The 18,858-nt window shown below is 72.9% G+C and carries 18 protein-coding genes and 1 tRNA gene; 8 read left to right on the forward strand and 11 right to left on the reverse strand.

The genetic code is table 11. The features are described 5' to 3' along the window. Positions 1-141: 141 nt before the first annotated feature. Positions 142-738 (forward strand): histidine phosphatase family protein, encoded by a 597-nt coding sequence (locus ACZ60X_RS22645; RefSeq protein ID WP_469601228.1) that lies wholly within the window; start codon positions 142-144, stop codon positions 736-738. 6 nt (positions 739-744) lie between these two features. Here ACZ60X_RS22645 and ACZ60X_RS22650 read toward each other — a convergent pair whose 3' ends face one another. Next, entirely contained in the window at positions 745-2,262 is a 1,518-nt protein-coding gene (locus tag ACZ60X_RS22650; protein WP_469601233.1) for a hypothetical protein, read from the reverse strand. A gap of 209 nt (positions 2,263-2,471) precedes the next feature. On the opposite strand from ACZ60X_RS22650, the gene ACZ60X_RS22655 reads away from it, so the two are divergent. Beyond that, positions 2,472-2,885, forward strand: coding sequence for a hypothetical protein (locus ACZ60X_RS22655; RefSeq protein WP_469601235.1), 414 nt, complete (start codon positions 2,472-2,474; stop codon positions 2,883-2,885). A gap of 34 nt (positions 2,886-2,919) precedes the next feature. Then, positions 2,920-3,780, forward strand: coding sequence for a spermidine synthase (locus ACZ60X_RS22660; RefSeq protein WP_469601238.1), 861 nt, complete (start codon positions 2,920-2,922; stop codon positions 3,778-3,780). 6 nt (positions 3,781-3,786) lie between these two features. On the opposite strand, the gene ACZ60X_RS22665 is transcribed toward ACZ60X_RS22660, so the two are convergent. After that, positions 3,787-4,284: a hypothetical protein gene (locus ACZ60X_RS22665; RefSeq protein WP_469601240.1), complete on the reverse strand. Its 498-nt coding sequence runs from the start codon at positions 4,282-4,284 to the stop codon at positions 3,787-3,789. A gap of 100 nt (positions 4,285-4,384) precedes the next feature. Between ACZ60X_RS22665 and ACZ60X_RS22670 the strand changes: the two genes are divergently transcribed. From ACZ60X_RS22670 to ACZ60X_RS22680, 3 genes are all read left to right on the forward strand, one after another. Next, positions 4,385-5,089 carry a response regulator transcription factor gene (locus ACZ60X_RS22670; RefSeq protein ID WP_469601243.1) on the forward strand — a complete coding sequence of 235 codons (705 nt, stop codon included), beginning with the start codon at positions 4,385-4,387 and terminating at the stop codon, positions 5,087-5,089. Further along, positions 5,086-6,471, forward strand: a complete 1,386-nt coding sequence (locus tag ACZ60X_RS22675) for a sensor histidine kinase (RefSeq protein WP_469601245.1) — start codon at positions 5,086-5,088, stop codon at positions 6,469-6,471. Before ACZ60X_RS22670 ends, ACZ60X_RS22675 begins: the two co-directional genes overlap by 4 nt. Before the next feature lie 132 nt (positions 6,472-6,603). Next, on the forward strand, positions 6,604-8,070 hold the full coding sequence (locus ACZ60X_RS22680) for a glycoside hydrolase family 18 protein (RefSeq protein ID WP_469601247.1): 1,467 nt from the start codon (positions 6,604-6,606) through the stop codon (positions 8,068-8,070). A gap of 101 nt (positions 8,071-8,171) precedes the next feature. On the opposite strand, the gene ACZ60X_RS22685 is transcribed toward ACZ60X_RS22680, so the two are convergent. The 4 genes from ACZ60X_RS22685 to ACZ60X_RS22700 all read right to left on the reverse strand — a co-directional run bounded on the left by ACZ60X_RS22685 (position 8,172) and on the right by ACZ60X_RS22700 (position 12,970). Further along, positions 8,172-9,602, reverse strand: coding sequence for a GH1 family beta-glucosidase (locus ACZ60X_RS22685; RefSeq protein ID WP_469601249.1), 1,431 nt, complete (start codon positions 9,600-9,602; stop codon positions 8,172-8,174). A 110-nt stretch (positions 9,603-9,712) separates the two neighbouring features. Then, complete coding sequence (locus ACZ60X_RS22690) at positions 9,713-10,621, reverse strand: carbohydrate ABC transporter permease (RefSeq protein WP_469601252.1); 909 nt, start codon at positions 10,619-10,621, stop codon at positions 9,713-9,715. Positions 10,622-10,631: 10 nt separating this feature from the next. Then, positions 10,632-11,639, reverse strand: coding sequence for a carbohydrate ABC transporter permease (locus tag ACZ60X_RS22695; RefSeq protein ID WP_469601255.1), 1,008 nt, complete (start codon positions 11,637-11,639; stop codon positions 10,632-10,634). A 5-nt stretch (positions 11,640-11,644) separates the two neighbouring features. Further along, the gene (locus tag ACZ60X_RS22700) at positions 11,645-12,970 is read right to left on the reverse strand and encodes an ABC transporter substrate-binding protein (RefSeq protein ID WP_469601257.1); all 1,326 of its coding nucleotides are present in this window, start codon (positions 12,968-12,970) and stop codon (positions 11,645-11,647) included. A gap of 361 nt (positions 12,971-13,331) precedes the next feature. Between ACZ60X_RS22700 and ACZ60X_RS22705 the strand changes: the two genes are divergently transcribed. Then, positions 13,332-14,387, forward strand: a complete 1,056-nt coding sequence (locus ACZ60X_RS22705) for a LacI family DNA-binding transcriptional regulator (RefSeq protein ID WP_469601260.1) — start codon at positions 13,332-13,334, stop codon at positions 14,385-14,387. Between the two features lie 29 nt (positions 14,388-14,416). Here the strand turns inward: ACZ60X_RS22705 and ACZ60X_RS22710 are convergent, their stop codons facing one another. Beyond that, entirely contained in the window at positions 14,417-14,782 is a 366-nt protein-coding gene (locus ACZ60X_RS22710; protein WP_469601262.1) for a DoxX family protein, read from the reverse strand. Between the two features lie 89 nt (positions 14,783-14,871). On the opposite strand from ACZ60X_RS22710, the gene sigJ reads away from it, so the two are divergent. Next, a complete protein-coding gene (gene sigJ, locus ACZ60X_RS22715; protein ID WP_469601264.1) occupies positions 14,872-15,858 on the forward strand; it encodes an RNA polymerase sigma factor SigJ in 987 nt (328 codons plus the stop codon). A 62-nt stretch (positions 15,859-15,920) separates the two neighbouring features. Here sigJ and ACZ60X_RS22720 read toward each other — a convergent pair. The 4 genes from ACZ60X_RS22720 to ACZ60X_RS22735 form a co-directional block, all read right to left on the reverse strand. Then, positions 15,921-15,993, reverse strand: a tRNA-His gene (locus tag ACZ60X_RS22720). Between the two features lie 119 nt (positions 15,994-16,112). Further along, on the reverse strand, positions 16,113-16,715 hold the full coding sequence (gene orn, locus ACZ60X_RS22725; protein ID WP_469601266.1) for an oligoribonuclease: 603 nt from the start codon (positions 16,713-16,715) through the stop codon (positions 16,113-16,115). 181 nt (positions 16,716-16,896) lie between these two features. Continuing rightward, positions 16,897-18,105, reverse strand: a complete 1,209-nt coding sequence (locus ACZ60X_RS22730) for a helix-turn-helix domain-containing protein (protein ID WP_469601269.1) — start codon at positions 18,103-18,105, stop codon at positions 16,897-16,899. 379 nt (positions 18,106-18,484) lie between these two features. Next, on the reverse strand, positions 18,485-18,790 hold the full coding sequence (locus tag ACZ60X_RS22735) for a hypothetical protein (RefSeq protein ID WP_469601272.1): 306 nt from the start codon (positions 18,788-18,790) through the stop codon (positions 18,485-18,487). Positions 18,791-18,858: the final 68 nt, after the last annotated feature.

Here is an 18,858-nt window from a genome sequence, read left to right on the forward strand (position 1 = left end):
CGAGGGCGGCCCGAGTGTTCGCCCGGGCGACGCGCCGAGCGGGCACTCAGCCCTCGAAGACGCCGGGATCGCCCGCCGGGTTGCCCCGGCGCGGGGTGCGCGATGATGGAGGAGCCCCCTTCGCATCCGGAAAGGTCTCCCATGGCACCGCGCATCCTGCTGGCCCGGCACGGACAGACGCAGTGGTCGCTGTCCGGCAAACACACCGGCAGGACCGACGTACCGCTGCTGGAGGAGGGCCGGCGCGGCGCGAAGCTGCTCGGCGAGCGCCTGCACCACGCGCCGCTGGACGGGCTGCCTGACGTCGAGGTGCGCACCAGCCCGCTGGTACGCGCGCGTGAGACGTGCGAACTGGCCGGCTTCGGCGACCGAGCCACCGACTGGGACACGCTCATGGAGTGGGACTACGGCGGCTACGAGGGCCTGACCCCCGCCGAGATCCACGGCCGGCGGCCGGACTGGCTGATCTGGCGGGACGGGGTTCCCGAGGGCGAGACCGTCGCGGAGGTCACCGCGCGCGCGGACGAGGTGGTCGCCTGGGCGCGCTCGGCCGACCGCGACGTCCTGATCTTCGCCCACGGCCACATCCTGCGTTCCGTCGGCGCCCGCTGGCTGGGCCTGCCGCTGGACTTCGCCGCGCGGATACGGCTCAACCCGACGTCGTTGTCCGTGCTGGGCTGGGCTTACGGGGAGCCGGCGATCGAGAGCTGGAACGACACGGGGCACTTGGCGCCCTGAGACCGGTCAGGCCCTCGCCGCCCGCGGCACGGACGCGTGCCGGTCCAGGAACTCGGACACCCCGGACGCCCTGCGGTGCGGCAGCAGAACCCGCGCCGTACCCGCCAACATGCCCTGGATGCGCGAGGACTGGACCTGGTCCAGCAAGGTGAGCACCCGCATCCCCGCGGCCGCCGCCTCGTCCGGCCGCCCCTCGCGCGCCAGATCGTCGGCCAACTCGGCCGTGTACAGCGCGATGTTCCGGGTGAAGTGAGGATCCTGCAGTTCGGCGGCGCGGTAGGCGTGCCGTGACGCGCGCCGCCAGTCGCCCAGCATGGACCAGCACTGCGCCTCCAGCCCCTCCAGTTCGGCCTCGCCGTAGAAGCTCATCCACTCGGGGTCGGCGTCCGAGCGGCCGCGGGCGAAGAGGGCCTGGGCGCGGGCGAGGGCCTGCCTGCAGCCGGTGCGGTCGGCGAGCCCCGCCCAGCCGCCCGCCTCGCGCAGCGCCAGCAGGGACATCAGCCGGGCCGAGCCGAGCGGGCGGGCGGCGCGCTGGGCGGCCTGGGCGGCCCGGACGGCCTCCCGGGGACGGCCGGCGTCCCGCGCGAGGAACGCCGTGTTGCAGAAGGCGTGTGCCTCCAGTGCCGGGTCCCCGGTCATCCGGGCCGTGGCCAACGCCTCCGCGTAGTGGGAGCGGGCGTCCTCGAAGCGGCCCGAGTCATGGGCCAGCCAGCCCACGGAGATGGCCAGTTCACCGGCGCCCGAGTGCAGCCGGTCCGCGATGGTCTGCCGGGTCGCGCCGGCGTCCAGCAGCGCGTAGGCGGCGCGCAGCGGAGCCGCCGCGCGCCGGTAGAGGCCGTCCGCGCCGTGCCGGTCGTCGAGCAGCCGGATGCGGCGGACGGCCTCCTCCAGGGCGGTCGCCTCGGCCGCGCCGGGCCGCCCCGGGCGCCTGACCGCGGCCACGGCGTCGGGGGTGAGCCCCAGCGGGCCCAGCGTGACGGCGGCCACCGTGGCGCCTCCGCCGGTCATGAATGCGCGACGCAGCACGTCGCTCTCCTCGTGGTTCAGGGGGTGGTTCACGTACGGCTCGTGCGGGTCATACGGCTCGTGCGGGTCGTACGGGTGGTGCTGGTCGTGCCCGTGGTGCTGGTCCTGCTGGTCCTGCGGGTCGTACCCGTGGTGCGGGTCCGGCGTGTCATACGGCCCGGAGGCCGTGCGCGACTCACCGGCCGCGTCCGCGGCGGGGCGCGCCGCCCGGCCGCGGACGGACGAGCGGGGCGCGAAGCCGAGGTCGGTGAGCGTGCGGCCGGGGAACATGTGCAGGAACACCCGCTCGTACGCGTAGTTCGGGCAGCGGATCTCGCCCGCCTCGACCCTGCCGACGTAACGCGCGTCACAGCTCACCCGCTCACCGATCTCGCGCGCGGCGCGCCGTACGAGCGCCGCGAACTCGGCCGGGGAGCGCCTGCCGCGCAACTGCCGGAAGGCGAGGTTGGGCCGTGCTGGCCGGTCGGGCTGTGACGAGGTCACGGTTGACGACGCCATGGCCGGGTCCTCTCGTGCGAACCGTCGAACCGGGCATGAACGTACCTGCTGTGACGGACCCGCCACGCGCTGTTTGGCTACAAACCGGATATCTCATCCACGATCTGCCATGAAGTGCCATCCTTTGCGGCGCACTTGTGCCGTAGCCGTTGACGCCCTCGCGCGTTGGACAGGTTGGACCGCAACAGTGCTGTGTGGTGGAGGCCGGCATGGAGACCAGCCAGAGCAACGAACCTTGTACGTCGCCGTCGTCGGCCGCGCGGGCCGGTGCGGACGCGGCGGCGTGCGACCTCGTGACGGTGCCCGCCCGGCAGGGCCTGGAGGCGGTCGACATCCTGCGGCGCGGCTCCGGCGACGCGATGGGCCCCGTGCTGCACGACGACGGCTGCGGCACCCTCGGCTTCCTGGTCCCGGCCGGCACCGCGGCCGGCTGGGACGTCCCCGGCAGCACCTGCACCGGGACGGACGGGCGCGGCATGCGGCTGGCCCCCCAGCCGCCGGTGGAGGGGTCCGACTGGCTGCTGCCGCCCGGCGGGGCCGACCTCGCCACCGACCCCGTGGTGCTGCGCGAGGCGCTCGGGGAGGCCGCCCGGCTCATCAAGGCCGCCGACAGCCGTCGCTGAGGCACCCCGCCCCGGCACCTGCGAAAATGGGCCGGTGGGAAGGTCCAGGAACACACGCGGCGGCGCTGCGGCCATCGAGGAGCCGGTCGACGGCGGGCTCGCCCAGCTCGTCCCCGACCCCGACCGGAGCCGGGCCTGGACCCTGCTGATCGACGGCGCCCCGCAGTCGCACGTCGACCTGGACGACCCGGCGTACCTCTCCTTCGAGTACCAGCGCCGCCTGGGCCATGTCATCGACCTCGTCGCCCCGCCCGGCAAGCCCGTGCAGGCGGTGCACCTCGGCGGCGGGGCGTTCACCCTCGCCCGGTACGTCGCCGCCACCCGGCCCCGCGCCACCCAGCAGATCGTCGAACGGGACGCGGCCCTGGTGCGACTGGTGCGCCGGGAGCTGCCGCCCGACCCCACCGCCCGGATACGCGTGCGCTCGGTGGACGCGCGCGTGGGGCTCGGCAAGGTCCCGGACGGCTGGGCCGACCTGATCGTCGCCGACGTCTTCAGCGGCGCCCGCACCCCGGCCCACCTCACCTCCACCGAGTTCCTGGACGAGGTCCGCCGGGCGCTGAAGCCCTCCGGTGTCTACGCCGCCAACCTCGCCGACGGCCCGCCGCTCGCCCACCTGCGCGGCCAGATCGCCACCGCCGCCGCCCGGTTCGCCGAACTCGCGCTGATCGCCGATGCCGCCGTCCTGCGCGGGAAGCGCTTCGGCAACGCGATCCTGGTGGCCTGCGACGCCCCGCTCCCGCTCGCCGAACTCACCCGCCGCGCCGCCTGCGACGCGCATCCCGGCCGGGTCGAACACGGCAGGGCCCTCACCGAATTCACCGGCGGCGCCGTACCCGTGACGGACGCGGCCGCCGTCGCCTCCCCGGCACCGCCGCCCTCAGTGTTCCGGTAGGCCCGCTCAGTAGGTCCCGACCTCGACGTGCGGCGGCCCGTCGTGCCAGGTGCAGAACACCGACACCCGGTCCGTGCCCCGGCTGAACTCCACCCGGATCCAGGTGTCCGTCTTCCACACCTGCATCGACCAGCCGGCCCCCGGGGTCGCCGAGACGAACGTGGCACTGGTCGCGCCCAGGTCGAACACCGCCCGGCCGCCGTCGGTGTCGTACGCCTTGACCTCGCCGGAGGCGGTCGCGGAGGGGGCAGGGGTGCGGACCGGGGTACGCGAGGGGCTGGGCGCCGGTTGCGCGGAGCGGGTGCGCGAGGGGGTGGGGGAGGAGGACGGCGGGGGCGCGGGCGTCGAGGCCCGGTCCCGCGCGTCGGCCGCCGTGATCGGCAGGGCGCGCGGCGGGTCGTACACCGTCCCCGCCATGACCGTGTGCACGCCCCACCACGACAGCGTGACCGCCGCTCCCGTCGCGAGCAGCCACGCCATCACCGGTACGAGTCCTCTGCGCATCGCGGGCCATACTGCCGCACGAACTCCACCCGTTGTCCACAACCCCCGAGTTGTCCACAGCCCCGAACCGGGCCGGGCCGCATGGCGTACGGTGCGGCGCATGGCAAGTGTGCTCGTGGTCGAGGACGACCAGTTCGTACGCTCGGCGCTCATCCGGCACCTGACCGACGCCGCGCACACCGTGCGCAGTGTCGGCACGGCGCTGGAGGCGCTGCGCGAGGTCGCCCACGTCCGTTTCGACGTCGTCATCCTGGACCTCGGACTGCCGGACCTGGACGGCTCCGAGGCCCTGAAGATGCTGCGCGGCATCACGGACGTACCGGTCATCATCGCCACCGCCCGGGACGACGAGACGGAGATCGTCCGGCTGCTGAACGCCGGGGCCGACGACTATCTGACCAAGCCCTTCTCGGTCGAGCACCTCTCGGCCCGGATCGCGGCCGTGCTGCGCCGGGCCCGGGCCGCCGGTGCCGAGGCCCCCGTCTCGCCGGTGCTGCGGGCCGGCGGCCTGAGCGTCGATCCGCTGCGCCGGCAGGCCGAGCTGGACGGGGTCCGCCTCGACCTGACCCGCCGGGAGTTCGACCTGCTCGCCTTCCTCGCCGGCCGGCCGGGCGTCGTCGTGTCGCGCAAGGAACTCCTCGCGGAGGTCTGGCAGCAGTCCTACGGCGACGACCAGACCATCGACGTCCATCTGTCCTGGCTGCGCAGGAAACTGGGCGAGACGGCCGCCCGGCCCCGCTACCTGCACACCCTGCGGGGGGTCGGCGTGAAGCTGGAACCACCGGGGGAGGCGGCGCCGCGATGAGATGGGCCCTGGTCAAGGTCTGCCTGGCGGTCACCACGATGGTGGTGGTCGCGTTCGCCGTGCCGCTGGGACTGGTCGTCAAGGAGATGGCCCGGGACCGGGCGTTCTCCAATGCCGAGCGGCAGGCCGCCGCCGTCGCGCCCGCGCTGTCCATCACCACCGACCGGGACGAGCTGGAGCGCGTGGTGGCCTCGGCCGGCGCCGACTCCGGGATGGCCGTGCACCTGCCCGCCGCCGACGGCCGCTCGGCGCTCGACCTCGGCAGCAGGCGCGCGGCCGGCCGCGACATCGAGGCCGTACGGAGACTGGGCCGGGCCTCGACCACCTCCGTCCCCGGCGGCTCCACCCTGCTCCAGCCGGTCGCGCTCGGCTCCGGCACGATCGCGGTCGTCGAGGTCTACGTCCCCGAGTCCGAGGTGACCCACGGTGTCGGCACGGCCTGGGCGGTGCTCGGCGGCGTCGGCCTCGCGCTGATCGTCGGCTCGGTCGCGGTCGCCGACCGGCTCGGGGTGCGCATGGTGCGGCCCGCGCAGCGGCTGGTGCGGGGAGCGCACGAGCTGGGCGAGGGCAGGCTCGGCGCCCGGGTGCCGGAGGACGGGCCCACCGAACTGCGGCTCGCCGCCGTCGCCTTCAACTCCATGGCCGACCAGGTCGTCCAACTCCTGGCGAACGAACGGGAGCTGGCGGCCGACCTCTCCCACCGGCTGCGCACACCGCTGACCGTGCTCCGGCTCAACGCGGCCTCCCTCGGCGCCGGTCCGGCCGCCGAGCAGACCCGGGCGGCCGTCGCCCAGCTGGAGCGCGAGGTGGACACCATCATCCGCACGGCGCGGGAGGCCAAGCCGCAGACGGCCGCGGCCGGGCCCGGCGCCGGGTGCGACGCGGCCGAAGTGGTCCGCGAGCGCATGGAGTTCTGGTCCGCGCTCGCCGAGGACGAGGGCCGCACGTGGCGGGTGGCCGGCGTCGAGCGGCCGGTGCGCGTACCGGTGGCCCGCGCCGACCTGGCGGCCGGGCTCGACGCCCTGCTCGGCAACGTCTTCCGGCACACCGCCGAGGGCACCGCCTTCGCGGTCGACGTGCACAACGCCGAGGACGCGGTGATCGTGCTGGTCTCCGACGCGGGCCCCGGCATATCCGACCCGGACGCCGCGATGGCCCGGGGGCGCGGCTCGGGCCATGCCGGCTCCACCGGGCTCGGCCTCGACATCGTGCGCCGGCTCGCCGAGTCCACCGGCGGTGACGTGCGGATCGGCTCCTCGGTGCTGGGAGGCACCGAGGTGCGCATCTGGTTCCAGCTCGACGGGCGCCGGCCCCGGAGCGGGGGACAGGCGCGCAGACGCCGCCGGGCGCGCGGACCGGTGCCGGCCGGTCTCGACCATTAACCGTCCCCGATCCCTTCCTTAAGCGCACCCTAAGGTCTTCAACCACCGCCCCGATCAGGCCGTTTGTCCGATTCCGGCTCGCTAGCGTGCTGCCGCACCCCACCCCCGTGACCATCGAAGGCAGGCAGGCGCATGAGCACGCACCGGCGCAGGATCAGTGGCAGGAACAAGGCGATCGGCGGCCTCGTGGCAGCGGCCGTGGCCGGCGGCGGCGCGGTCCTGCTCACCGGCACCGCGAACGCGGCCGGGGTGAACGCCGCGTACACCAGGACCAGCGACTGGTCGACCGGCTACACCGCCCAGTACGTCGTCACCAACAACAGCGGCTCGCGGGAGAAGAACTGGACGCTCCGGTTCGACCTCCCGGCGGGCGCCAGGATCGGTTCGCTGTGGAACGGCGAGTCGAGTGTGAGCGGTTCGCACGTCACGGTGAGGCCGGCGACGTGGGACACCGAGGGGCTCGCCCCGGGCGCGTCGGTGACCATCGGCTTCGTGGTCGACGGCAGCGGCGCCCCGACCGGCTGCCGTATCGACGACTCCCCGTGTTCCGCGGACAGCGGCCCCACCCCCGAGCCGAGCGGCCGCCCCACCGGGACCCCGTCACCGGCCCCCACCCCGACGGCCACGCCCACCCAGAGCGCGACCCCGACCCCGACCGCCTCCCGGACGACCGGCACCGGCACCGGCACCGGCTCGGGCACGGCCGCCTCCGCCGGCTTCGCCCCCTATGTCGACACCTCCCTCTACCCGGCCTTCGACCTGGTCGGCGCGGCCGACGCGACCGGAGTGAAGAACTACAACCTCGCCTTCGTCACCGACGGCGGCGGCTGCACCCCCAAGTGGGGCGGCGTGACCGACGTGACCGGCGACGCGGTGGCCGCCCAGATCGGCGCCCTGCGCGCCAAGGGCGGCGACGTCCGGGTCTCCTTCGGCGGCGCCTCCGGCTCGGAGCTGGCCACCACCTGCTCCTCCGCGGACGCGCTGGCCGCGGCGTACGGGAAGGTGATCGACGCCTTCAAGCTCACCAAGGTCGACTTCGACGTCGAGGGCGCCGCGCTGCCGAACACGGCGGCGAACACCCTGCGGGCCGAGGCGATAGCCAAGCTCCAGGCGCAGCACCCGGACCTGGACGTCTCCTTCACCCTCCCGGTGATGCCCGAGGGCCTCACCCAGGACGGCGTGAACCTGCTGACCGACGCCAAGTCCAACGGCGTGCGGATCGGCACGGTCAACATCATGGCGATGGACTACGGCCCCTCGTACAGCGGCGACATGGGCGCCTACGCCCAGCAGGCCGCCACCGCCACCCAGGCCCAGATCAAGGGCGTGCTCGGGCTGTCCGACTCCGCCGCATGGAAGGCCGTCGCCGTCACCCCGATGATCGGCGTCAACGACGTCTCCGCCGAGACCTTCACGGTCGCCGACGCCACCCGGCTCGCGGACTTCGCCAGGACCAAGGGCCTCGGCGGCCTGTCGATGTGGTCCGCCGCGCGCGACAAGCAGTGCCCCGGCGGCCCCAAGAACGCCGCCGACCCCACGTGCAGCTCGATCAGCCAGAGCCCGTACGCCTTCTCGAAGGCCTTCGGCGCCTTCCACTGACGCGGCCCGCCGGCCACACGGCCGGGCGCGGCATCCCCCCGGGGTGCCGCGCCCGGCCGCGCGCGACCCGCCCCCACGACAGGCCGCGCACCGCCGCTCCGTCAGGCGGCGGAGTCCACCGGCGGCAGCGCGCCCGTGCGCGCCACCTCGCCGTACCACCGGGCGCTCGACTTCGGGGTGCGCTCCAGCGTCGTGTAGTCCACGTACACCGCGCCGAACCGCTTGCCGTAGCCGTAGGCCCACTCGAAGTTGTCCATCAGGGACCACAGGTAGTAGCCGCGTACGTCGGCGCCGTCGGTGATGGCGCGGCGGACCGCCGACAGATGGCCGTGGAGGTAGGCGATGCGCTCCGGGTCGTGGACGCGGCCCTCGGGGTCGGGCTTGTCGTCGTAGGCCGCGCCGTTCTCGGTGATGTACAGGGGCAGGCCCGGTGCCTCGCGCGTGTAGCGCATGATCAGGTCGTGCAGGCCGCTCGGGTCGATCGTCCAGCCCATCTCCGTGCGTTCACCCGGCGTCTGGTGGAACAGCACGTCGTCGGCGCCCGGCCAGGGGGAGTGGTCGCTGGCGCCGTGGCCGTCCGCCCGCGGGCCGGTGACATCGCCGGACGTGGCCGAGACCAGCGCCGGGGTGTAGTAGTTGAGCCCCAGCGCGTCCAACCGGGCGTGCGCCGTGGCGAGGTCGCCGTCGTGGACGTACGACCAGTCGGTGAGGGACGCCGTCGCCGTGAGCAGGGACTCCGGGTAGGCGCCGTGCAGCATCGGGCCGTGGAAGACGCCGTTGGCCAGGTCGTCGATCCGGCGGGCGGCGTCCAGGTCGGCCGCCGCTTCCGAACGCGGCCGCACCACCGAGGAGTTGAGGCTGACCATGAGCTGGTTGCGGGCGGGCATCACCGCACGCAGGGCCGAAGCGGCCAGGCCGTGCCCCAGGTTGAGGTGATGCGCGGCGCGCAGCGAGGCCACCGGGTCGGTGCGGCCCGGGGCGTGCACGCCGGAGCCGTAGCCCAGGAAGGCGCTGCACCAGGGCTCGTTGAGCGTGGTCCACAGCTCCACCCGGTCGCCCAGCGCCTCGCCGACGATCTGCGCGTACTCGGCGAACCGCAGCGCGGTGTCCCGCTCCGGCCAGCCGCCCGCGTCCTCCAGCTCCTGGGGCAGGTCCCAGTGGTAGAGGGTGAGCGCGGGCTTGATGCCGTGGGCCAGCAGCTCGTCCACCAGCCGGCGGTAGAAGTCCAGGCCCCGCTGGACCGCCGGGCCCCGTCCGGTCGGCTGCACCCGGGGCCAGGACACCGAGAAGCGGTAGGCGGTCAGGCCCAGCTCCGCCATGAGCGCCACGTCGTCGCGGTAGCGGTGGTAGTGGTCGACGGCGACGTCACCGTTCTCGCCGTCGGCCGTCCTGCCCGGCGTATGGCTGAAGGTGTCCCAGATCGAAGGGGTGCGGCCGTCCTCCCGCACCGCCCCCTCGATCTGGTAAGCCGAGGTCGCCGCCCCCCACAGGAAGGCGGGCGGGAAGGTCACGGAGGAGACAGAGTCAGGCATGGAAGCGCTCCCATAAGAGGTCGTGGAAGACCGGCGAAGTGAGACGGGGAAGAGGGGTCAGGGGGCCGGAGCGGCACCGGCCCGGCCCCCTGCCGGCGGCCGCGGGCGTGTCAGCCCTTGACCGCGCCCTGCATGATCCCGCCCACGATCTGCTTGCCGAAGATCGCGAAGACGAGCAGCAGCGGCAGCGTGCCGAGCAGCGCGCCGGCCATGATCAGGGACTGGTCGGGGGTGTAGCCGCGGCCCAGGGCGGAGACCGCGACCTGCACGGTCGGGTTGCCGTTCTGGGTCAGGACCAGGAACGGCCACAGGAAGTCGTTCCAGGTCTGCACGAACATCAGCATCCCGAGGACCGCCATCGCGGGCCGGGCCGCCGGGAACACGACGTGCCACACCACCCGCCAGCTGCTCGCGCCGTCCACCCGGGCCGCCTCGATGATCTCGTCCGGCAGCGCCTGCATCAGGTACTGCCGCATGAAGAACACCCCGAACGCGCTCACCAGCGAGGGCAGGATCACCGCCTGGAGCTGGTCGGTCCAGTCGAGCTTGGCGACCATCATGTACAGCGGGATGATGCTGAGCTGCGGCGGCACCATCATCGTGCCGATCACGATCAGCATCAGGGCGCCCCGGCCCCTGAACCGCAGCTTGGCGAAGGCGAACCCGGCGATCGTGGAGAGGAAGACGATCGTCGCCGCCGAGACGCCCGCCACGAACGTCGTGTTCACGAACGCCTTGCCGAGATTGGCGTCGTTCCAGGCGACGTTCAGGTTGTGCATCAGGTTCGAGCCGAACCAGAACGGCGGCGGGGTCTCGGCCAGCCGGTTGTTGTCGCGGGACGCGGCGATCGCCGTCCACACCAGCGGGAACAGCGAGCCGATCGAGAACAGGATCAGGACCGCGTAGGCGAGGGGGCCCGCGTGCAGGGTCCCGCCGGCCCGCGCCGCCCGCGGCCGCCGCAGCCGCCGCGCTCGACCGGGCTCCGTCGCCTCGGAGGTCGGGGTCAGGGTCGTCGTCACGGCCGTACTCCTAACCACTCTCGCGCAGGCGGCGCGAGATGACGTAGTTGACGAGCCCGATCACGATGAGGATCAGGAACATCGTCCAGGCGATCGCGGAGGCGCGGCCCAGGTGCTGGTTGACCCAGCCCTGCTCGTACAGGTACAGGCCGAGCGTCTGGAACTGGTGCTCGGCACCGCCGGAGGCGCCCTTGTTGGCGTCGAACATCAGCGGCTCGCCGAACAGCTGCGACGCCCCGATGGTCGACACGACGCAGGTGAACAGGATGGTCGGGCGCAACTGCGGCAGCGTCACATGGAAGAACTGCTGCCAGCGGTTGGCGCCGTCCAGCGCCGCCGACTCGTACAGGTCCTGCGGGACGGCCTGCATCGCCGCGAGGTAGATCAGCGCGTTGTAGCCGGTCCAGCGCCAGACCACGATCGAGGAGACCGCGATCTGCGAGGGCCACTTGTCGTTCTGCCAGTCGATGTGGCCGCCGCCCACGAAGTGCAGCGCCCAGTTGATCATGCCGTAGTCGCGGCCGAAGAGCAGCACGAAGACCAGCGAGGCGGCGGCGATCGACGTCGCGTACGGCGCCAGCATCACGACCCGGAAGAAGGTCGAGGCGCGCAGCTTGTAGTTGAGGATGTGGGCGAGCCCCATCGCCATCGCCAGCTGCGGGACGGTGGAGATGATGCCGATGGTCAGGGTGTTCTTCGCCGCGTTCCAGAAGAAGTCGTCGTCGAAGATCCGGGTGTAGTTGTGCAGCCCCGCCCACTGCATGTCGGTGGGCGCGGTCAGCTCCACCGTGTGCAGCGAGGCCCAGCCCGTGTAGATCAGCGGGAACAGCCCGAACGCGACGAACAGGAGGAAGAAGGGGGCGACGAACGCGTACGGACTGAAGCGCATGTCCCGCTGCCAGCGGCGGGACAGCCGCGCCCGCCGCCGCTCGTCCACGGCCGCGGTGGCGGCGGAGCGGGCCGGGGCCGCGCCCCCCTCCTTCGCGGGGGGCGCGGCGGTGTCGTGCCGGGTGGCCATGCCGGTCACTTCTCCAGGTTGTTGTCGATGGTCTTGACGGCCGTGTTCCAGGCGTCCTCGGCCGACTTGCCCTTGGTGACGAGGATGACGCCGTTGTCCGTCAGGCCCTGCTGGACGATCTGGTCCTTCGGGCCGATCGGCTGGTTCGGGATGGACTTGGCGGCCTGGGCGAAGATCGCGCCGATCGGGGCGTCACCCGTCATCTGGTTCTTCGCGCCGGTGACCTCGGACATGGCGTACGCGGGCGGCGCGCTCGGGAAGCTGCCCTGGACGGCGAAGAGCTTGGCCTGCTGGGCGGGCGCGGTCAGCCAGGCGACGAACTTCTCCGCCTCGGTGACGTGCTTGCCGGACTTGGGCACGGCCAGGAAGGTCCCGCCCCAGTTGCCGGACTGCGGGGCCTGGGCCACGTCCCACTGGCCGGCGGCGTCCGCCTTCGACTTGCCCTTGATGTAGCCGAGCATCCACGGTGGGCAGGCCACGGAGGCGAACTTGCTGTTGGAGATCAGCTGGTCCCAGCCCGGCTGGAACTGCGGCTGCGACTGCACCAGCCCGTCCTTGGCGGCCTGGGCGGTCAGGTCGAAGGCGCTCTTCACGGCCGGGTTCGTCTTGTAGACGACCTTGCCGGAGGAGTCGTAGAACTTCTGGCTCGCGCTGCTGAGGATCGCGTTGAGCAGACCGCCGGGGGAGTCCATGAAGGTGGTGCCGCCGGGTGCCTTCTTCTTGTACTGCTCGCCGGTGGAGACGAGCTTGCTCCAGTCACCGGCCCACAGCTTGGACACCTGGTCGCGGTCGGTCGGGAGCCCGGCGGCCTTGAACATGTCCTTGCGGTAGCAGATCGCCATCGGGCCGATGTCGGTGCCGAGGCCGACGGTCTGCCCGTCCTTGGTGGTGGCCTGCTGCCACTTCCAGTCCAGCCAGTTGCTCTTGTCGACACCCGCGGCCTTGGACAGGTCCACCAGCTTGCCCGCCTGGGTCTGCACGACCTCGGCGATGTTGCCGACTTCGACGGCCTGCACGTCCTGCAGGCCGCTGTTGGTGGTGAGGTGGTTGACCAGGGCCGGATAGTAGTTCTCGTTCTTCTCGATCACGTTCTCCTGGATCGAGATGTCCGGGTGCAGCTTCTCGTACTCGGTGTAGAGGCCGGCCTCCTTGAAGCCCATGGTGCCGAACAGGCCCAGGGTGATCGTGGTCTTGCCCTTGCCGCCGCCATCGCCCGAGGTGTCGGACTTGCTGCCGCTGTCGTTGGCGCAGCCGGCCAGCAGCCCCGTGGTCAGCGCGGCCACGGCCGCGAGGGCCCCCAGCCTGCGTGACCGGCGGATGCTCGTGCGCATTGCGTCCTCCTGTTGCCTGACGTGCCGACCCCCCGGCCAACTGCACTGTTGGGCCCGTCTGTTGCTCGCTGCGGCTCGGGCGGGGAACGTGCGGGACGTGTATGTGTCAGGTAGTGTGGGAGCGCTCCCACACGTGATGTGTTGAAGAGTCGTCGGTTCGGGGCGGGGTGTCAAGGGAGGGAACGCGGAGGAGCGCGTTCAGTTATCTGAGCGTTAGCAGAGGGGCCGGGGCGGCTTGTGCGGAGCCGCCGCTCTGGCCAGGGCTGTTAGATTCCAGCCAGGGACGGGACGCGGTCCTCCCGCCAGGGACGGGACGCGGTCCTCCCCTCAGGGACGCGACACGGTCGGGAAAGGCGGAGCCATGGCAAGCCACGGGGCGCGGGGCCGGGGCGGGGGGCGGCCCACGCTCGAGGAGGTCGCCGCCCGGGCCGGCGTCGGCCGGGGCACGGTGTCGCGGGTGATCAACGGCTCGCCCCGGGTCAGTGACGCCACCCGCGCCGCGGTCGAGGCGGCCGTCGCCGAACTGGGCTACGTCCCCAACACCGCCGCCCGCGCCCTCGCCGCGAACCGCACCGACGCGATCGCCCTCGTCGTCCCCGAGCCCGAGACCCGCTTCTTCGCGGAGCCGTACTTCTCGGACATGCTGCGCGGTGTCGGTGCCGAACTCGCCGACAGCGAGATGCAGTTGCTGCTGACCTTCGCGGGCAACGACCGCGGGCGCCAGCGCCTCGCCCAGTACCTCGCGGCGCACCGCGTGGACGGCGTCCTGCTGGTCTCGGTGCACGCCGACGACCCGCTGCCCGATCTGCTGGCCCAGCTGGAGATCCCGGCCGTGATCAGCGGCCCGCGCTCGGCCGGCGAGACGCTCACCTCGGTGGACTCCGACAACTACGGCGGCGCCCGCCTGGCCGTGGAACACCTGCTGGCCCGGGGCCGTCGCAGGGTCGCCCACATCACCGGCCGCCTGGACGTCTACGGCGCCCAGCGCCGCGTCGACGGCTATCGCGACGCCCTGCGCGACGCGGGTCACGGGGCGGACGAACTCCTCGTCGAGCCCGGGGACTTCACCGAGCAGGGCGGCCGGCGCGCGATGACCGCGCTGCTGGCGCGGCACCCCGGCCTGGACGCGGTCTTCGCCGGTTCGGACGTGATGGCGGCGGGCGCCCGCCAGGTGCTGCGCGAGGCGGGCCGCCGCATCCCGGACGACGTGGCGCTGATCGGCTACGACGACTCCGCCATCGCCCGGCACATGGACCCGCCGCTGACCAGCGTCCGCCAGCCCATCGAGGAGATGGGCCGCGCGATGATCGACCTCCTCCTCGCCGAGATCGCCGACCGCCGCCCGGCCGCCTCGCGCGACCTGGAGCGGCGGCACGCGGTGCTGCCCGCGGAGCTGGTGGTGCGGGCGTCGTCGTGACGGCGGCCCGCCGGGCCAGGGGCTGCCGGTCAGAAGCGGCCCCAGGCCACGAAGGCGGCCAGGGCGATGTAGAGCAGGTCCACGGCGACGAGCTTCAGCTCGTGGCGGCGGTAGCGCGTGATCGCGGCGCCGGTCATCAGCAGCACCAGGCCGAGGGCGGCCAGCGGCACGAGGACCGGCGCGACGCCGAGGACGGCGGGCAGGACCAGGCCCGCCGCGGCCAGGACCTCCAGGGCGCCGATGGACTTCACCCCGCCGGCGCTGAAGTCCTCGACCCACCGCCCACCGGCTCCGGCGGCGGCGATCCTCTCCTTCGGTGTGAGTACCTTGTAGCTGCCGCCGAACAGATAGGCGGCGGCCAGCAGTCCGGCGACGATCCACAGAGCGACGTTCATGGGACTTCTCCTCGCGGGGGTGGTTGCCCGTGTGCTGTCGCCCCTCTGAGACAGGAGAGCCCGGCACGCTGTGAAAGGGGAGGGATGTGATGTGCGTCTCCGTGGAGACGGACGCGTACGGGTACCGGCCGCTGCTGTTCTCCATCGCCTACGGCATGACCGGTTCCGTAGGTGACGCCGAGGACCTGGTGCAGGACGCCTTCCTCGGGCTGACCCGGGCGCGCCGGGCCGGGACCGAGGTCGAGAACGTCAAGGCGTACCTGACCACGTCCGTGACGCGGCTGGCCATCAACCACCTGCGCTCGGCGCGGGTGCGGCGCGAGACGTACGTCGGCGACTGGCTGCCCGAGCCGGTCGTCGTGACGGCCGAGCGGCCCGGACCGGCCGAGCACGCCGAGCTGACCGACGCGCTGTCGATGGCGTTCCTCGTGCTGCTGGAGGTCCTGACCCCCGTGGAGCGCGCGGTGTTCGTGCTGCGCGAGGTCTTCGGGTACGGCTACCCGCAGGTGGCGGGGATCACCGGCAAGTCGGAGGCGAACTGCCGGCAGATCTTCGCCCGCGCCCGCAAGCGCGTCGCGCCCGAAGGGCGGGCGGCCGGCCCGGCGCCGGAGCCGGTGCGGCGGTCGCAGGGCGCGCGGCTGGCCGACCGGTTCTTCGCCGCCGCCGACAGCGGCGACGTGGACGCCCTGCTCGGCATGCTCGCCCCGGACGTGGTGTTCCAGGGCGACGGCGGCGGCAAGGCGCAGGCGATCGGGACGACGGTGACCGAGGCGCACCGGGTCGTGCGGCTGCTCGTCGGCGGCTTTCGCCGGGTCCGGACGCTCGGGGCCGTGCTGGAGCCGGCCCGGGTCAACGGCCGGCCGGGCGGTGTGGCCTACGACGCCGAGGGGCGGGTCGCCAGTGTCGTCGCGCTCGACGTCGCCGCCGACGGCCGCGTCCGGGCGATCCACTCCATGACCAATCCCGACAAACTCGCTCACCTCGGGCCGGTGTCCGGCATCGGGCTGCTGCCGGCGCGGTCACGGAAGACCGACGGTCGCGGCAGGGCCCGGGGCGCGGGATCTGACGGGGGCTGAGGAGGGCCGGGAAACAGTTCGGCCGGTGGTCCGCTCGCGCGGGCCACCGGCCGACTGATCAGGGTGAGTGACGGGACTCGAACCCGCGACATCCTGGACCACAACCAGGTGCTCTACCAGCTGAGCTACACCCACCACGACCGGTGGTGGAACTTGTCGTTTCCCCGACCGGCCGAGAAGAAGTCTACAGGGTCCGAAGGGGTGCTCGCGCACACGTTTTCGCGAGCCGCCCTTCGCGCTGTCCTCCCCGGGCGCTACCGCGCGGGCAGGACGTACTTGGCGGCGATCGCCTTCGCGGTGTCGGAGTCCGGGCCGGGCTGCGGCACGAAGACGGCCTCGCGGTAGTAGCGCAGCTCGGCGATCGACTCGCGGATGTCGGCGAGGGCCCGGTGGTTGCCGTTCTTCTCCGGGCTGTTGAAGTACGCCCTCGGGTACCAGCGGCGGGCCAGCTCCTTGATGGAGGACACGTCGACGATCCGGTAGTGGAGGTAGTCCTCCAGGGTCGGCATGTCGCGCAGCAGGAAGCCGCGGTCGGTGCCGACGGAGTTGCCGCACAGCGGGGCCTTGCCGGGCTCCTTGACGTACTCCTTCACATACGCCAGCACCTGCTCCTCGGCGTCCTTCAGGGTGGTGCCGTTCGGCAGCTCGGCGAGCAGCCCGGACGCGGTGTGCATCTGACGCACCACCTCCGGCATCGTCTCCAGCGCCTGGTCCGGCGGGCGGATGACGATGTCCACCCCCTCGCCGAGTACGTTCAGCTCGGAGTCGGTGACGAGGGCGGCCACCTCGATGAGAGCGTCGTCGGACAGCGAGAGGCCGGTCATCTCGCAGTCGATCCACACCATGCGATCGTTCATGCGACCACCCTAAAGCGGGCCGGTGTTTTTCGGTCCCCCGCGTCGGTGCCGGGCTCGGCCGGGGGCACGCGGCCCGTCGGCCGGAACGGAATGCCGGAACGGGAAGCCGGAACGGGAAGAGGGGGCGGGAAGCCGGAACGGGAAGAGGGGGCGGGATGGCCCGCCCCCTCTTGCGCCGTGCTCAGATGCCGTGCCTCGGGCCCGGCAGGAGGCCCACGGCGCCCGCGGTCTGGCGGCGGCTCTGCATCGGGACACCGCTCTCCGGGTGGAGGAGGGCGGGGACCGGGCCGGTCACCGGGCCCGGGCCGGCGAGCCCGGCCGGGGCCCCGGGCTGGGGCATCGCGGCCTCCGGCTCACCCGGCTTGTCGCCCTGCGGCCGGCGGGCCCGGTAGGCGGCCCGGTAGGCGGCGGGGGACGAGCCGAGCTGGCGGCGGAAGTGCCCGCGCAGCGCGACGGGGGAGCGGAAGCCGCAGCGGCCCGCCACCTCGTCCACGCTGTAGTCCGACGTCTCCAGCAGCCGCTGGGCCTGGAGCACCCGCTGCGTGATCAGCCACTGCAGCGGCGCGCTTCCGGTCAGCGAGCGGAACCGGCGGTCGAACGTACGGCGGCTCATGTAGGCGCGTGCCGCCAGTGTCTCCACGTCGAACTGCTCGTGGAGGTGTTCCAGCGCCCAGGCGACGACCTCGGCGAGCGGGTCGGCGCCGATCTCCTCCGGTAAAGACCGGTCGAGGTAGCGCTCCTGGCCGCCTGTCCGGCGCGGCGGGACCACCAGGCGGCGGGCCAGCGCGCCGGCCGCCTCGTTGCCGTGGTCCGTCCGCACGATGTGGAGGCAGAGGTCGATCCCGGCCGCCGTACCGGCCGAGGTCAGCACGTCGCCGTCGTCCACGAACAGCTCGCGTGGATCGACGTGCACCGACGGATAGCGCTTGGCCAGCGTCGGCGCGTACATCCAGTGGGTGGTCGCGGGGCGGCCGTCCAGCAGGCCCGCCGCCGCGAGGACGAACGCGCCCGTGCACAGCCCGACGATGCGGGCTCCCTCCTCGTGCGCCCGGCGCAGTGCGTCGAGCGCCTCCTCCGGCGGCGGAGAGGTGATCGAACGCCAGGCCGGTACGACGACCGTCCCGGCGCGTGAGATCGCCTCCAGCCCATGCGGTGCGGTGAGTTCCAGGCCCCCTGTGGTCCGCAGCGGGCCCTCCTCGCCGGCGCACACCAGCAGTCGGTAGCGCGGCACGCCGGCGTCCTGGCGGTCGATCCCGAAGACCGACAGCGGAATGGAACTCTCGAAGATGGGGCCGCCGCTGAACAGCAGCACCGCGACGATCTCCTTGCGGCGGCGCCCGGAGAGTTTCCGGGCCGCGGCTTCCGGCGTGGCAGTGGAGTCGTGGCTCATACTGCTAAGCCCCCCTCGGTGGTCGCGGCTCCTCGGTTGTGTCGCTCCTGCACGTTTCCCCTCGGTCCTGCACGAGTCCCCCGCCGTAAAGACAGTCAAGATCGAATCTAGTGGCTACCGCGGTCTCACGGTGGCCGGTTCGACACGCCGGACATTGTCGACATGACAACTTGGCGTGAAGCATTCGATCACGAAGCGTTGCACTCGCGGGGGGCGTAGGGAAGTGCGCCTTGTGGCGGTGGCCGAACCGCGTAGGGTGCGCAGCCGCCTGTGGACCCTTTCCGTGCAGGTCAAACGGGGGTTGGGGGGTGGTACAGGCCCCCTGGGGGCGACATTGAGAAGTTGGCTGAAAAGAGACGTTGGGGGGTGTGGAAACAGGTCAGTCACCCGGTGTCCGTCGCCGGGTGTGACGTCTGCCGCTTTGCGAGCCGGAACGTCCGCCGGGTCGCCCGCCGTGCCGCCCGGCGCAGCGCGCGGCGGTCCGTTCCGAGCGCCGCAGCAGCATCCGGCACACGGCCGTGACGGCGGCCAGCCCCGCCGCGGCCCCCGCCGCGCCGGCCAGCGAGGTGCCGTACCAGACCAGGACGACGGGGACGAGGACGCAGCTGAAGGCGGCCCAGCGGATCACCTCGCTCGCGCCGTCCGGCCCGGGGTCCGGCTCGGAGGTGGACCGCGCTCGCGGCATCGCGTACTCCCCTTCGTGCTCCTCCGGGGTACTCCTTGCGGGTACTCCCGGGGTGGGCGGTTCGTCCG

The sequence above is a fragment of the Streptomyces sp. NPDC104106 genome (assembly GCF_055584345.1).

Coding starts and splice junctions, on each gene's coding strand:
- ACZ60X_RS22645 (WP_469601228.1), top strand. CDS start 142: ATGGCACCGCGCATCCTGCTGGCCCGGCACGGACAGACGCAGTGGTCG.
- ACZ60X_RS22650 (WP_469601233.1), bottom strand. CDS start 2,262: ATGGCGTCGTCAACCGTGACCTCGTCACAGCCCGACCGGCCAGCACGG.
- ACZ60X_RS22655 (WP_469601235.1), top strand. CDS start 2,472: ATGGAGACCAGCCAGAGCAACGAACCTTGTACGTCGCCGTCGTCGGCC.
- ACZ60X_RS22665 (WP_469601240.1), bottom strand. CDS start 4,284: ATGCGCAGAGGACTCGTACCGGTGATGGCGTGGCTGCTCGCGACGGGA.
- ACZ60X_RS22670 (WP_469601243.1), top strand. CDS start 4,385: ATGGCAAGTGTGCTCGTGGTCGAGGACGACCAGTTCGTACGCTCGGCG.
- ACZ60X_RS22675 (WP_469601245.1), top strand. CDS start 5,086: ATGAGATGGGCCCTGGTCAAGGTCTGCCTGGCGGTCACCACGATGGTG.
- ACZ60X_RS22680 (WP_469601247.1), top strand. CDS start 6,604: ATGAGCACGCACCGGCGCAGGATCAGTGGCAGGAACAAGGCGATCGGC.
- ACZ60X_RS22685 (WP_469601249.1), bottom strand. CDS start 9,602: ATGCCTGACTCTGTCTCCTCCGTGACCTTCCCGCCCGCCTTCCTGTGG.
- ACZ60X_RS22695 (WP_469601255.1), bottom strand. CDS start 11,639: ATGGCCACCCGGCACGACACCGCCGCGCCCCCCGCGAAGGAGGGGGGC.
- ACZ60X_RS22700 (WP_469601257.1), bottom strand. CDS start 12,970: ATGCGCACGAGCATCCGCCGGTCACGCAGGCTGGGGGCCCTCGCGGCC.
- ACZ60X_RS22705 (WP_469601260.1), top strand. CDS start 13,332: ATGGCAAGCCACGGGGCGCGGGGCCGGGGCGGGGGGCGGCCCACGCTC.
- ACZ60X_RS22710 (WP_469601262.1), bottom strand. CDS start 14,782: ATGAACGTCGCTCTGTGGATCGTCGCCGGACTGCTGGCCGCCGCCTAT.
- sigJ (WP_469601264.1), top strand. CDS start 14,872: ATGTGCGTCTCCGTGGAGACGGACGCGTACGGGTACCGGCCGCTGCTG.
- orn (WP_469601266.1), bottom strand. CDS start 16,715: ATGAACGATCGCATGGTGTGGATCGACTGCGAGATGACCGGCCTCTCG.
- ACZ60X_RS22730 (WP_469601269.1), bottom strand. CDS start 18,105: ATGAGCCACGACTCCACTGCCACGCCGGAAGCCGCGGCCCGGAAACTC.
- ACZ60X_RS22735 (WP_469601272.1), bottom strand. CDS start 18,790: ATGCCGCGAGCGCGGTCCACCTCCGAGCCGGACCCCGGGCCGGACGGC.